We start from the raw sequence: 14,131 nt of genomic DNA on the forward strand, positions 1-14,131 counted from the left end.
ACGTGACGTGCCGGTCTTGCTGTCGCCGCTGGGCTGCGTGACGGGCCGGCTTTGCCGTTGCCGCCGGGCTGCGTGACGCGCCTGGCTTTGCTGTCGCCGCCGGGCTGCGTGACGTGCCTGGCTTTGCTGTCGCCGCCGGGCTTAGGCGACCTGTTCGGTGCCGCCCGGGACCAGGGTCACCTCGCCGTCGATGTGCTGGACCGTGAAGAGCGTGCCCGGTGGGTAGCTGCCCAGCACCTCGGGCGGGAGCTGGACCGTGCCGTCGCCCGCGACCACGGCGAAGTCCTGACCGTCGCGGCCCTCGGCGCCGACGCGGCCGTCGCGGATCGTGACCGCGCGGCCCAGGCGGGCGCCGACCTCGTTGTCGTGGGTGACGACCACGATCGTCGTCTGCCGTTCGGCGTTGACCGTCTCCATCGCGGCCAGCACCTCGTCGCGGCCCGCCGTGTCGAGGCGGCTGGTTGGCTCGTCGACGAGCAGCAGGCCGGGGCCGGTCGCGATGCCCACGGCCAGCGCGGCCCGCTGCCGTCCGCCCGGGGTCAGGTCGGCCAGCCGCTGGCGGCCCTGGCCGGGCAGCCCCACCAGGTCGAGGATGCGGTCGGGGTCGTCGAGCGTGATGCCGCGCGTGTGAGCGGCACGGCGCTGGGCCAGCCAGATGTTGCGGTGCAGGGAGGCGTACGGGAGGAGGTTTCTCGACGCGCCCTGCAGGACGACGCCGATCTCGGTGCCGCGCAGGCGGGAGATCTCGCCGTCGGAGAGCTTGCCCATGTCGTACGTGCCGATGTTGATGCGGCCGGCCGAGGGGCGCATCAGCCCGGCGAGCAGGGCGATCAGCGTCGACTTGCCCGAGCCGGACGGCCCGACGAGCGCGAGCGTCTCGCCCGGCGCGATGGAGAGGTCGACACCGGCGAGCGCGACGACGTCGCCGGCCTCGGCCCGGTAGATGTGCACCACGCGGCGGCACGCCACGGCAAGACCGTTCATGTCGCACAACCTAACGCCTCAATGCCGATCTTGAGGACCCGCGACCGCATCCACGAGGGCGGACATTTTAGGGTGGGGCCGTGCGCGACATCGCCGTATTCTCCGGATCCGCCCATCCCGACCTCGCCGCCGAGATTTGTGACCACCTCGGAGTGCCGCTGCTGCCGACCCGCGTGTCCCGTTTCGCCAACGACTGCATCGAGGTGCAGCTGCAGGCCAACTGCCGGGAACGGGACGTCTTCCTGATTCAGCCGCTCGTGCCGCCCGTACAGGAAAATCTTGTCGAGCTCCTGTTCATGCTCGACGCCGCCCGGGGGGCATCAGCCGGACGCATCACGGTCGTCCTGCCCCATTACGCGTACGCCCGCAGTGACAAGAAGGACGCCCCGCGCATCTCGATCGGGGGTCGCCTGGTCGCCGACCTGCTCACGACGGCGGGTGCGGACCGGGTGCTCGCGATGACGCTCCATTCGCCGCAGGTGCACGGCTTTTTCAACATCCCCGTCGACCACCTGCACGCGCTGCAGGAGCTGGCCCGGCATTTCCGGCGCTACAACCTGGACAACGCGGTCGTCGTGTCGCCCGACCTGGGCAACGCGAAGGAGGCGGCGGCGTTCGCGAGGCTGCTCGGCATCGACGTGGCGGCGGGGGCGAAGCAGCGGTACGCCGACGACAAGGTGGTCATCAGCACGGTGATCGGCGACGTGGCCGACCGCGACGTGATCGTGCTGGACGACGAGATCGCCAAGGGGAGCACGGTCTTCGAACTGCTGGAGCGGCTGCGTGAACGGAACGTCCGCAGTGTGCGGGTGGCCTGCACGCACGGGCTGTTCGCGGCGGACGCGGTGCAGCGGCTCTCGGCCGAGAAGGAGATCGAGGAGATCGTCTGCACGAACACGGTGCCGATCCCGCCGCAGAACCGCACCGAGAAGCTGACGATCCTGTCGGTCGCGCCGGCCCTGTCCGAGGCGATGCGGCGTATCCACAACGGGGAGTCGGTCAGCGCGCTGTTCGCGTGAGCTGTGGATAACTCGGCTTGATCCGCTTGACACGGTCTAGGGTCGTGGCCGCTGCTCCTCCCGGGTGGGTGGGCAGGCTGGCGGCAGTGGGACTGGGGGCTGGGGGACTGGGGGCTGGGGGACGGGGAGGGCAGGACACCGTCCCTCGCAGCTCTTCGAATTCATCCGCCGGGTCGAGCTGAGCTCCTTTCGCCGTCGGGGCTGGGGATTGGGAGCGCTCCCAAAGAGAACTGTAGTGGGTCGGAGGGTTCAGCGGTAGAGGGCGATCGATGTCTGACCGCCCTCTACCGGCTGCGGGTGTCTTGGTCAGGTTGTGGCTGTGCAGGTGAGCGTGGGGGCGGAAGGGGTGCCGGAGCCGATGAAGCCGAAGCTCGTCGTGCCGGCTGCGGGCAGGGCGCTGTTGTAGGTCGCGGGCTTGGCGGTCAGCGAACTGCCGCTCGCTGTGATCGTCGAGTTCCACGACTGCTGCACCGCGGGCGCCGATCCGTAGGCCAGCGTCACCGTCCAGCTTCTGATGGCGGCCGCGCCGGCGGTCACCTTCACCTCGCCCTGGAAACCGCCCGACCACTGGCTGCTCGTGGCATAGGTGGCGGAGCAGGCGCCGGTGGCCGGTGGCGTCGTCGGGGGAGTGGTCGGCGGGGTTGTCGGGGGAGTGGTGGGCGGCGGTTCAGTCGTGCCGCCGAAGTTCACGTCGCTGCAGAAGTAGTACGACTGGTCGAGGTGGCTGGCCTGCCAGATCGTGTAGATCATGGCTCGTCCACTGCGACCCGACAGGGACACCGGGATGTCGATCTGGACGCCGTTGTCGAGCTGCTGCCACTGGGCCGCGGGAGTGTTGCCGACCTGGGCCACCCGATCCAGGTCCGACCACTTCAGGGCCTGCGTGGCCGGGCTGAAGCCGGGCTTTGTGACATAGACCCAGAGGTAGTCCGCCCCGTGCCGGGCGCCGTCGAACAGCCGTACGTTGAAGCTGTTCCCGATGTTCGTGGCCCGCCAATTGCCGATCGCGTCCATCGCGTTGTAACGGCCATTTTCCGTACGCCCGCCGCTGCACAACTGGCCGTCCGGGATGGCGCCTTGGTGGTTGCCGGCGACGTTTTCGCGGAACAGGCCGTTCCAGTTCCACATCGCGTTCGGGTCGGCCTGCCAGGCCTGCCAGCACATCGGGTCCTCGGTGGCCATGGCCGGGTCCTGGAAGCGGCTGCCCCAGCGTTCGAAACAGCCGTAGTTGCGCGACGCCGGGCCGGTGATGTTGCCGTGCGCGTTCGCCGGGGGCGCCGGCACGAAGAGGAAGGCGAGGCCGCAGAGAAGGAGGCCGGCCAGCGCGCTGAAGAGGGATTTCATGAGGGCATGGCTCCGCATCGTCAGTCAGTGGCGGGAACTGCCCTCCGTCCCGCCGCGGGTGTCGTAACACCGTCGCACATAATCGATGCTTGTCAATAGATGACGGATAATCGTTCGACGGGTACGGCACACTTCGCGCATGGAATCGATGCGGGAGGCCGCCGACCTGATCGCCCGGGCCGAGCGGCTCGTCGTCTTCACCGGCGCCGGCATGTCGGCCGAGAGCGGCGTCCCGACCTTCCGGGACGCGCTGACCGGTCTGTGGGCGCGCTTCGACGCTCAGACCCTGGCCACCCCGGAGGCGTACGATCGTGATCCCGCGCTCGTCTGGGGCTGGTACGAGTGGCGTCGCGAGCTGGTCGAGCGCGTCTCCCCGAACGCCGGACATGAGGCGGTCGCCGCGCTGCCCGCCACCGTGATCACGCAGAACGTCGACGACCTGCACGAGCGGGCCGGCTCCCCGAACGTGACCCACCTGCACGGCAGCCTGTTCACTCCGCGCTGTTCGTCGTGCGGCGAGCCCCACCGGCCGCGCGAGCAGGCGCCCGGCGGTGAAGGCCCCAGAACCCCGCCCGGGTGTGAGCACTGCCAATCACCCGTACGCCCGGGGGTGGTCTGGTTCGGAGAGCAGCTCCCCGTCGACGCGTTGGAAGGGGCCGTCGAGGCCGCCGCCGGCTCCGACGTGCTGATCACCGTGGGCACGTCGGGCCTGGTCTACCCGGCCGCCGAGATCCCGCAGGTCGCGGCGCGCATGGGAGGAACCGTCATCCAGGTCAACCCCGACAGCACCCCGCTCGACCCGTTCTGCGCGATCAACCTGCGGGGCGCGGCGGCCGAGGTTCTTCCGCACCTCGTCCCATGAAAGTCAGCAAACCTGGCGAACCGGCCTCGCGCGGGGCGTAAGGGGCGGATCATGTCTTCATGGGTGTCATGGCTTACCCCCTCCGGTACGCGCTCGCCGACCTGGCCCTGGCTCTCAGCCGGGTCTCGCACGATCCTGCCGCCGTCGCGTCGACGGCTGCCCGCGCCGCCGCCGACATGATCGGGGACGGCGCCGGCGTGCAACTGCTGCGCGACGACGGCCACTACGGCACGATCACCTACCATCACATCGACGACGAACGCTCGGCCTCGCTCGCGCGGGTGCTCGACCACGTCGACCAGTTCCCCGACGACGACTTCTCCACGGCGCTGGCGGCCAGCCGGCGGCCCATCGTGCTGGCCGGTGACGGGGTCGAGCCGCTGGCCGGGGAGGAGCACGAGATCCATTCGGCGGTTCTGTGCCCGGTGATCGTCGACAACACGTACGCGGGCTATCTGGTTCTGACCCGTGAGACGCCGGGGTCGTCTTATGAGACGGCGGAGGTGGAGCTCGCCCGTGACATCGCCGGGGAGCTCGCCCTGGCCTGTTCGAGCGCCCGCGCCCACGAACGGCTGCGGGCCAGCGAGGAGCGCTACCGCCGGGTGCTCGAGACGATCCCGGAAGGGGTGCTGCAGCTCGATCCGGACGCCGTGGTGACGTACGCCAACGAACCGATCGGCGTCGTGCTGGGCATGCCCCGCTCGCAGCTCGTCGGGGTCTCGCTGCGCGGCTTCCTCAACGATCAGGGGCAGAAGGAGCTCAACCGGCGCATCTCCGAGTGCCGGGAGGGCCGCTCCACGGTCGGCGGCACCCGGCTCATGCGCGCCGACGGCTCCCAGCGCAGCGTACGGATCAGCATGATGCCGCTGATGGGCGACCACAACGAGTTCACCGGCGTGGTCTGCATGGTCCTCGACACCACCGACCACATCGACGCCCGTGGGCTCAAGCGCCAGCTCGACCACCTGCGCCGGCTCGACAGTCTGGGTCAGCTGATCGGCGGCATCTCGCACGACTTCAACAACCTGCTCACCGTGGTCGGCGGCTCGGCCGAGATAATCTCCGCGTCCACCGACGAGGAGAGCCAGCAGCACAGACTCGCGGTCGACATCCTCGACGCGGTCGGCACCGGCCGTTCGCTGACCCACCAGCTGCTCGCGTTCGGCCGCAGCGACGGCAACCGCCCCGAGATCATCCCGATCCCCGACCTGCTCACCGACGTCCAGTCACTGTTCAGCCGTACGCTCGGCGAGCACATCGGACTCGACCTGGCGTTCGGTCCCGACGTGTGGGCCGTGAAAGCCGAACGCGGACCGCTGGAGCAGGCGCTGGTCAACCTGGCCGCGAACGCGCGCGACGCGATGCTGCACGGCGGCATGCTGCGGGTCGCCGCGATGAACGAGCTGGTCGAGGCGGGCAAGGGCCCCGAGGGAGTGCCGCCGGGCCGGCTCGTGCACATCGTCATCACCGACACCGGCGTCGGCATGACCGACGAGGTGCGGCAGCGCGCGCTCGAGCCGTTCTTCACCACCCGGCCGACGGCGGCGGGGCTCGGCCTGGCCACCACGGCCGGCATCGTGCAGGGCCTGGGCGGTCACATCGAGCTGGAGTCGCAGCCGCGGATGGGCACGACGGTCCACCTCTACCTGCCCGCGGCCGAGGAGAAGACGGCCTCGGCCGGGGGCCGCCAGGGGGTGCCCGCGGTGATCGGCCGGGTTCTGATCGTCGAGGACCAGCCCGAGGTCGCTCAGCTCGTGCAACGCCTGATCGAGCCGGCCGGGTACGCCATCACGGTCGCGACCGACGCGCTGCAGGCGGTGACCCAGGTGGCCGCGGGTCAGCACCCCGACCTGCTGATCACCGACGTGGTGATGCCGACGATGACCGGGCCCGAACTGGCCGCCGCGCTGCGTACGCATCGTCCGGACCTGCCGGTGCTGTTCATGTCGGGCTACACCGCGGCGTCGCTCGGCCCGCAGCTGCGCCTCGACGACAACAGCATGCTGATCGAGAAGCCGTTCACCCGGTCGACGCTGCTGGGGGCGATCCGCAACCTGGCCGGCACCCACCCGTCGGGCGACGCGGCCGCCGCCAAGTAGCTCACTCCTCGAACGACACCGCCACCGCCGGGTAACGGGGAATCCGCGACTCCGACCGAAGGTGCGAAACCGGGCGCTCAGGCTTGCCATTCGATCCGGACAAACAGCAATATTCCGGTGCATTGTTGTCGCCGGAGGGGTCGTCGAGTGATTCAGCATCGCACGGGAGGTCGGTCCAGCAGCGGTCAACGCGCCGACACGTACGGCACGTCGACCATGGACCTGAGCGGGCGGTGCGTCGGCAGCTCGTACGTGCTCCAGCGCCCCATCGGGCAGGGCGCCACCGGAACCGTGTGGGAGGCGCTCGACCAGAAAGCCGGCAAGCCGGTCGCGGTGAAGCTGCTGCACGAGAGCCTGCTGCGCCAGCCCAAGCTCGTCACCCGGTTCGTGCAGGAGCGCACGATCCTGCGGATGCTGCGGCACCGCAACGTCGTACGGGTCCACGACCTGTTCAGCGTGGGCGAGACGATCGGCCTGGTCATGGACCTGGTCAGCGGCGGCAGCCTGCGTGATCTTCTGCGCGAGCGGCCCACCGTGGCGCCCGGCGAGGCGGCCCGGCTCACCGCCCAGGTGGCGGCGGCGCTGGCCGAGGCGCACGACCTGGGGGTGGTGCACCGCGATCTCAAGCCGGACAACATCCTGCTCGCCACGGCCGACGGGCGGCTCGACACCCGGCTCACCGACTTCGGGGTCGCGCGCATCCTGAACACGCCCAGCATGACCACGCCCAACGCGGTCGTCGGGACGCCGCACTACATGTCGCCCGAGGCGTTCCACGGGTCCACGGCCAGCCCGGCCACCGACGTGTACGCGCTCGGCGTGCTGCTCTACGAGCTGATCAGCGGACGGCCGCCGTACACGAGCGACTCGATTCCCGACCTCATGCGCCAGCACCTCGAGGGCAACCCCGAGCGGCGTCCCGGCCTCCCCGACCTGCTCTGGGACGTGATCATGGGATGCATGGCGCAGAAGCCCCGGCTGCGCCCGACCGCCGCCGAACTGGTGGCCGACCTGTCCGACGCCGCCCGCCGCTTCGCCGACGTGCCCGCCCTGCCGCCGCCGGACGAGGCGCCCTCGCCGCCGCAGTCGGTCCGGTCGCCCTTCCTGCAGCCCGCTTCGTCCCTGCTCCCCGGCCGGTCGCTGTTCACCGGTCCGTCCCTGGTCCCCGCCCCGGCCCCTTCGCTGGTCCCCGGGCCCCGTCGTCCCGAGAAGCGCAACGCCGTCCCGAGCTGGCGCTGGGGTCGTCCGTTGGCCACGCTGTCGCTGGTCGCCGCGGCCATGGTCGCTTCCGCCGTCGCCACCACCGCCTGGAACCTCGGCCGGCCCGACGGCGAGACCCGCGACCTGGGCGCCCCGCCGCAGGTCGTGGCGTCGAGCGCGCCCGCCCCGGTCGCCGCTACCGGAGTCGCCACCGGGGCCACCGCCAGTGCTGTCCCGCGCCGTCCGGCGGCCAAGGACCCGGGTCGCTCGCTGACCGGCGACGCGCAGCCGCTCACGCCGACGGCTCCGGCGGCGCGGCCCTCCGACGTACGCCCGAAGGCAGTGCCGGCGGCGACCAAGCACGCACCGACCCGGTCGCCGCAACCCGAGGCCCGCCCGTACGGCCCGTGGGAGTGCCGCCAGGGCGTGACGCTCGACTGGAGCAGCAAGACCGCGATGGTGTCGAAGCCCTGCCACACCACCGGTCGCGACGTGCGCTACCAAGGTTCGCTCACGGCCCAGGGCGGCGGCCGCGGCAGCATCACGGTGGCCCTGAAGGACGTCACCACCGGCCGCACCGTCGGCCCCGCGAAGACCTGCGACGGCCTGACCTTCGAGGGCAAGGCCTCCACGCGTGAGTGCGGCCCCGGCGACACGAGCCCGGCGCGCGGCCGCGAATACGCCGTCGTCATGTCGTTCACGTACGAGCGCGAGGGCCGCACCCTGACCGGCCGCGCCCAGGGAGCCGCCTTCACCTGGTGATCGGGACCGCGCGGAATTCGGTGGGGCCGTCCGGCGTTACCGGCTATCGTGACGCGCATGTACGCACTCGGTCTGCAGCTGCCCCTCGTGGCGGCTCCCGTGTGCGTGCGCGATCTCAGCGGCGTCGATACGCGAATCTGACCCTTCCCCACCAGCAGCAGAACCGTAGGGGGAGGGTGGTTCCGCCCTGCGCGGTTCTGGCGTGACCTGCCTGGCGACAGGCGCGCATCCCTTGTGCCCTTACATCCAGTGAGGACTGAGAAAACCATGGCCAAGAGCCAGTTCATCCGTACGAAGCCACACGTCAACATCGGCACGATGGGGCACGTCGACCACGGGAAGACGACCCTGACCGCCGCGATCACGAAGGTGCTCGCCGACCGCGACCCGGCCTCCAACCGGTACGTCGCGTTCGAGGGCATCGACAAGGCGCCCGAGGAGGCCGCCCGGGGCATCACCATCACCATCGCGCACGTCGAGTACGAGACGCTGAACCGGCACTACGCGCACGTAGACATGCCCGGCCACGCCGACTACGTGAAGAACATGATCACGGGCGCGGCGCAGGTCGACGGGGCGATCCTCGTGGTGAGCGCCCAGGACGGGTCGATGCCGCAGACGCGCGAGCACGTGCTGCTCGCGCAGCGGGTCGGCGTGCCCTACCTGGTGGTGGCTCTCAACAAGAGCGACGCCGTCGACGACCCGGAGCTGCTCGACCTGGTCGAGCTCGAGGTGCGGGAGCTGCTGACCGAGTACGGGTTCCCCGGTGACGAGGTTCCCGTCGTACGGGTCAGCGCGCTCAAGGCCCTCGAGGGCGACCCGCGGTGGGTGAAGTCGGTCGCCGACCTGCTCGACGCCGTCGACGACTACGTGCCGATCCCGCAGCGCGAGCTGGGCGAGCCGTTCCTGATGCCGATCGAGAACGTGCTCACCATCAGCGGCCGCGGCACCGTGGTCACCGGCAAGATCGAGCGCGGCACGCTGCGCGTCGGCGAGCCGGTCGAGGTCGTGGGTCTCGGCCCGACGATCGCCACCGTGGCGACCGGGCTCGAGACGTTCGGCAAGTCGCTCGAGACGGCCGAGGCCGGCGACAACGCGGCCGTGCTGCTGCGCGGCATCAAGCGCGAGCAGGTGCAGCGCGGCCAGGTGCTGGCGGTTCCGGGTTCGGTGACGCCGCACGTGAAGTTCGAGGCCCGCATGTACGCCCTGACGAAGGAGGAGGGTGGGCGGCACACGCCGTTCGAGACGAACTACCGTCCGCAGTTCTTCTTCCACACCACCGACGTGTCCGGCGGCATGGACCTCGGCGACCGTGACCTGGTCATGCCGGGCGACACGCTCGACAAGGTCGTGGTGACGCTGGGCAAGCCGGTCGCGCTCGAGGTCGGCGCCGGTTTCGCGGTGCGCGAGGGCAACCGCACGGTCGCCGCAGGCACGGTGACGGCCCTGCTCGACTGAGTCACAGGTGGCCCCGGTTGTTGAAGCCGGGGCCACTCCCGTCGGTACGGTGGCCCGGTGATGTTGCCGCTGCCCGAGGGCGAGTTCGACGCCTACCTGTTCGACTGTGACGGGACCATTACCGACTCCATGCCGATCCACTATCAGGCGTGGCAGCAGGTGCTCGGGGAGTACGGCGTCGTCTTCGGCGAGGAGCAGTTCTACGCGTGGGGCGGCCGCACCCCGGCCGAGGTGATCGCCGACCTCAACGCGATGCAGGGCCTGGCGATCCCGGCCGACGTGGTCGACGCGCGCCGCGAGCAGATCTTCCTCGAGTTGCTGCCGCAGGTCGGCGCGGTGCCCGAGGTTCTCGAGCACATCGAGGCGGCGTACGGGAAGGTGCCCTTCGCCGTCGTGTCGGGCAGCAGCCGCGAATCGGTGACGGCGTCGCTGGACGCGCTCGGCATCCGTGATCGCTTCGAGGTGATGGTGTGCGCCGGCGACTACGCGAACGGCAAACCGGACCCGGAGTGTTTCCTCAACGCGGCCAAGCTTCTCGAGGTGGCGCCCGAACGGTGCCTGGTCTTCGAGGACACCGACTTCGGCATGCGCGCGGCCGCCGCGGCGGGCATGGCCGCCGTCCGGGTGCCGCCACCGTGGCAGCGGCACCCGATCAACGTCAGCTGAGCGAGAGATAGTCGAGGTTGAACCCGCCGGATTCGCAGAAGACCGTCACGAGCTGATCGCCGGCGGCCAGCTCGACCGGCACGTGCACCGACTGGTAGGCGGCCCATCCGCCGGTGTCCGGCACCGACACCGTCGCGACAGTGTCGCCGGCCGCCGAGCGGATCGAGATCGCGTTCGCGGCCGCCGCGCCCGTGCCGTTGGCGACGCGCAGTTCCAGGTCGTACGTTCCAGGCTGGGCGACGTCGACGCGGTAGCTCAGCCACTTGCCGGGTGCGGTCCAGCCGATGTTCTTACCGCCGCTGGCCCCGGCGTTGTTCTCGACGAAGTTCGCGCCGCCCTCGGTCCAGCCGCTCTGGGCCGCGTACGACTCGGCCTCGACCCGTACGCCGACCGGCGCCCCTCGCGGCGTCACGTTCACGGTAACCGTCACCGTGTCGCGCGCGGCGCCGTCGGTCGCGTGGAAGGTGAGCCGCTGCGTTCCGGCCACGGTCGGGCTCAGGGTCACCACCCCGGTCGACGCGTCGAGGGACACCCCGCCCGGCAGGTCCGTCGCGTAGTAGGCGAGCCGGTCCCGATCCCGGTCGCTCGCCGACAGCCGGAACGTGGTCGTCGCGTACTGATCCGCGGCCACCGGCGGCACGTCTTTGAGCATGGGCGCGTGGTCGCGGCGGGGCGGGTCGCCCTTCCAGCGGTACGTCGCATACGCGTTCGCGGGCACGGTGACCACAAAGGACTCGTCGCCGAGCGTCACGCGGACATGCTTCGCCGTTGACGACGAGTTACCGATTACCGCGGTGAAGCGGTCGCCGTCGCGATAGACGACGTTGCTGACCCCGGCGCCGGTCGCGCTCGACTCGACGCGTACGTCGCTCGGGGTCAGATAGCGAGCGAACTGCCCGAGCGGGTACAGCTCATCCCGTACGGAAAAGGTCTGGGTCTCGGTGTTGACCTTGACGAGACGGTTGGGCCACTTGGTGGTGCGGCCGATCTCGGCCCAGTCGACGTCGTTGTCGCGCTGGTCGGTCCAGTGCAGGGTGCCGCCGGTCTGGTCGGTCGCCTGCGCCCACAGCGTGTAACTGCTCGCGTTCAACCGGAAGTAGTCGAGCACGGTCGCCGGGTTGAGATCGCTCGTCTCGGTCATGTGTACCGGCTTGCCGAACTCCTGGTAGGCGTCGCGCATGACGGTCGGATCGCCCCAGTACGGGTGGAATGCGATGCCGTCGGCGGCCCTCCGTGTGGCCGGGTCGTTCATGATCCGGTGGTAGTTCTTGGTCGCCGTGCTGTTCGGGTCGCGCCAGTCCCAGAAGTTGAAATCGTGCACGTAGAGCTGAGCGTCAATGTTCGCGCGGCGGAGTTCACGCTTGATGGCGACCGAGAGCTTCTGCTGCTGCTCGACGCTGATGTCCATCGCCGGATAGACGACGTCCATTCCCGGCTCGTTGAGCAGCGTCAGCGCGTCGATTCTGATGCCCTTCTCCGCGTACGCCTTCAAGTACTTCACGTAGTACCGGGCGAAAACGTCGATGCAGTCGTCGCGCAGCTTGCCGACCTGGTAGTGCTCGGTGCTACTGCCCGGCTTCAACGCGACCTCACCGGTGAACCGGTTGTTGGTCTTCATCCAGGCCGGCGCGCTCCAGGCCGAGGCGAAGAACGTGGCCCTCGGGTTGTACTTCTGGATGAGCTTGACCGCTTCGACCATGTGCAGATCGATGTCGCGCTGAATCGAGAAATGCTTCAGTGCGAAGTCCTCGGTGACGCCCGGCGGCAATTCGTCGTAGGACCAGAACGGCAGGTGCTCGATGAGGTCCGGGCTGCCGATGGTGAGCCGGAACCGATCGAACCCGGCCCCGTGCTTCGGGTCGACCAGCAGGCGTACGGCCTTCTCGCGTTCGGCCGGGGTCAGCTTCCAGAGGTTCGAGACGCTGGTCTCGTCGATCGACATGCCGATGCCGCTGTACCGCTGCCGAGTCTGCGACGGGTCGACGACCACGGTCGTGTCGACGGTTTGACCCCGGCCGTCACCGACCCGCGTCGTGGGCAGCGGGGCCCACGCGTTGGTGGGCCCGGTCGAGTGGGTGCCGGTGACCAGTTCTCCCGAGCTGTGCCCTCGCGGCGTGGGTGCGGTGGCGGTCGAGCCGTGCCCTCTCGGCGTCGTTGCGGTGGCGGGTTGCCCTGCCAGTAGCGTCATGGTCGTCGATGCGACGGCCAGCGCCGCGGTTACGGATCGCTTCACCGGACCTCCAGAAGAGATAGATCAACCACTATCCGTTCCGGAGTTTATTAAGGTCTTTAACTAACAGGCAACAGCCGCAACGGTCGCCCCACGACCACGCTGCCTCTACTTGCCGAGCGTCTTGAGGAACTCGGGGTTGTCGTCCGGCGCGACGAAGCCGCGCAGCGGGACATGCGGCACAGGGCGGCCCTTGACGAACCACGCGATCGCCCCGAACGGCGACAGCAGCAGGATGGCGAACATCCAGGCGGCCCAGGGCGCGGTGCGGATCGCCTTCTCGTCAGCGCGAAGGACGTCGACCAGCGCGATGATCACGAGCGCGAGGTCGAGTAGAAGCAGAAGAGTAACGACACGGGCCATGCCTGAGGACTCTCCGGCCCGCGGGGGCGATCCGCCGTTCCCGGGCGGGTGCGATCGGGTGGCGCCCTTGCGTCGGGGCGCCACCCGGGGCGCGTCACAGGGCGCCGGCGAGGGCGGGCAGGTAGCCGTACGTGTAGCCGTTGAGGTTGGGGTGGAAGGAGTTCTGCGGCGGCGTCACCGTGAGGCCGTGCAGGTAGGGGCTTGACGAGCAGATGCCGTGGCCGGCGAACTCGTCGCGGACGTCGCTGAAGACGAAGCCGGCCGTTCGGGCGCGGTCCTCGATCACGTCGTTGAGCGTCTGCGCGCCCTCGTTGAGCGCCCGCCGTTTGGCCAGGGTCATCCCGGCCAGGCCGCAACTCGCCGACGCCGTGTCGAAGAGCAGCGGATAGCCGAGCACGACCACCTTCGCGCCGGGCGCCTTCCGCTTGATGGCCGCGTACGTCGAATCGAGCTTGGCGGGCAGCGTGGCCGTCATGTCGGCGCGCGCGGCGGCGACCCGGTCGCGGCAGGCGGCGTCGCTGCTGACCTGGCAGCCGAGCACAGTGGGCGCGAACCCGGCGTCATTGCCACCGATCGTGATGCTGATCAGATCGGCCGAGCCGCGCAGGAACGGGACCTGAAGACTGCGTACGTCGCCGGTCTCGGCGCCGCCGCAGCTCAGATCGGTGAACGACTTGGGGTTGTTGCGCGCCTTCCACTGGCCCGGATAGCCCTGGGCGCTGCGGAAGCACAGGATGCTCTGGCCGGGCGCGCCGACGCCCGACGAATAGGAGTCGCCGAGCGCGACGTAGTCGGTTTCGGCCGGGTTGATCGCCGCGACGGCGAGACGTGCCGCGGCGGTGTTGCTCGCGGCGGTGTTGCTCGCGGCGGCGGGGGTTGCTGCCGCTGGGGTTGCTGCTGCGGGTATGGCGACGGCGAGTGACAGCAGGGTCGAAGTGACGAGACAGCCGAGTCGTCTGCCCATCGGGTGGCCTCCGGTCCGTGGGGGAGGGGAAGCCGAAGCGCTCCGGTCACCGCACGGTAAGCCGGGCCGCTGGGAAAAGAAACACGGTGACATTCCCGTTACTTCGTAGTAACATTCGTCGATGTGACCTGCATCTATGTCATGCGGTGACGGGTCGGCGACCCTGTGCGACCGATTCAC

General features: G+C 69.8%; 11 protein-coding genes. 6 read left to right on the top strand and 5 right to left on the bottom strand.

Annotated features, from left to right (window positions below; genetic code table 11):
• Window positions 1-141: 141 nt before the first annotated feature.
• A complete protein-coding gene (locus EER30_RS31295; protein ID WP_127504256.1) occupies window positions 142-984 on the bottom strand; it encodes an ABC transporter ATP-binding protein in 843 nt (280 codons plus the stop codon).
• A gap of 80 nt (window positions 985-1,064) precedes the next feature.
• Here EER30_RS31295 and EER30_RS31300 point away from each other — a divergent pair, with 80 nt between their 5' ends.
• Window positions 1,065-2,003 (top strand): ribose-phosphate diphosphokinase, encoded by a 939-nt coding sequence (locus EER30_RS31300; RefSeq protein WP_127504257.1) that lies wholly within the window; start codon window positions 1,065-1,067, stop codon window positions 2,001-2,003.
• Between the two features lie 306 nt (window positions 2,004-2,309).
• Here the strand turns inward: EER30_RS31300 and EER30_RS31305 are convergent, their stop codons facing one another.
• Window positions 2,310-3,347, bottom strand: a complete 1,038-nt coding sequence (locus EER30_RS31305; protein WP_240670412.1) for a lytic polysaccharide monooxygenase auxiliary activity family 9 protein — start codon at window positions 3,345-3,347, stop codon at window positions 2,310-2,312.
• A 139-nt stretch (window positions 3,348-3,486) separates the two neighbouring features.
• Here EER30_RS31305 and EER30_RS31310 point away from each other — a divergent pair, with 139 nt between their 5' ends.
• The 5 genes from EER30_RS31310 (at window position 3,487) to EER30_RS31330 (ending at window position 10,394) form a co-directional block, all read left to right on the top strand.
• Window positions 3,487-4,209, top strand: a complete 723-nt coding sequence (locus EER30_RS31310) for an SIR2 family NAD-dependent protein deacylase (protein WP_127504259.1) — start codon at window positions 3,487-3,489, stop codon at window positions 4,207-4,209.
• Window positions 4,210-4,277: 68 nt separating this feature from the next.
• Entirely contained in the window at window positions 4,278-6,308 is a 2,031-nt protein-coding gene (locus EER30_RS31315) for a hybrid sensor histidine kinase/response regulator (RefSeq protein WP_240670413.1), read from the top strand.
• Between the two features lie 147 nt (window positions 6,309-6,455).
• On the top strand, window positions 6,456-8,270 hold the full coding sequence (locus tag EER30_RS31320) for a serine/threonine-protein kinase (protein WP_240670414.1): 1,815 nt from the start codon (window positions 6,456-6,458) through the stop codon (window positions 8,268-8,270).
• A gap of 267 nt (window positions 8,271-8,537) precedes the next feature.
• Window positions 8,538-9,728 (top strand): elongation factor Tu, encoded by a 1,191-nt coding sequence (tuf, locus tag EER30_RS31325; RefSeq protein WP_127504261.1) that lies wholly within the window; start codon window positions 8,538-8,540, stop codon window positions 9,726-9,728.
• Between the two features lie 60 nt (window positions 9,729-9,788).
• A complete protein-coding gene (locus tag EER30_RS31330) occupies window positions 9,789-10,394 on the top strand; it encodes an HAD family hydrolase (protein WP_349290895.1) in 606 nt (201 codons plus the stop codon).
• On the opposite strand, the gene EER30_RS31335 is transcribed toward EER30_RS31330, so the two are convergent.
• From EER30_RS31335 to EER30_RS31345, 3 genes are all read right to left on the bottom strand, one after another.
• Window positions 10,387-12,627 carry a carbohydrate-binding protein gene (locus EER30_RS31335; protein ID WP_240670415.1) on the bottom strand — a complete coding sequence of 747 codons (2,241 nt, stop codon included), beginning with the start codon at window positions 12,625-12,627 and terminating at the stop codon, window positions 10,387-10,389. The two genes, EER30_RS31330 and EER30_RS31335, sit on opposite strands and share 8 nt — an antisense overlap.
• Window positions 12,628-12,732: 105 nt before the next feature.
• A complete protein-coding gene (locus tag EER30_RS31340; protein ID WP_127504263.1) occupies window positions 12,733-12,987 on the bottom strand; it encodes a PLD nuclease N-terminal domain-containing protein in 255 nt (84 codons plus the stop codon).
• Between the two features lie 94 nt (window positions 12,988-13,081).
• A complete protein-coding gene (locus tag EER30_RS31345) occupies window positions 13,082-13,951 on the bottom strand; it encodes an SGNH/GDSL hydrolase family protein (RefSeq protein ID WP_127504264.1) in 870 nt (289 codons plus the stop codon).
• Between the last annotated feature and the right edge of the window lie 180 nt (window positions 13,952-14,131).

The organism is Actinoplanes solisilvae, assembly GCF_003999975.1.
Lineage (GTDB): Bacteria > Actinomycetota > Actinomycetes > Mycobacteriales > Micromonosporaceae > Actinoplanes > Actinoplanes solisilvae.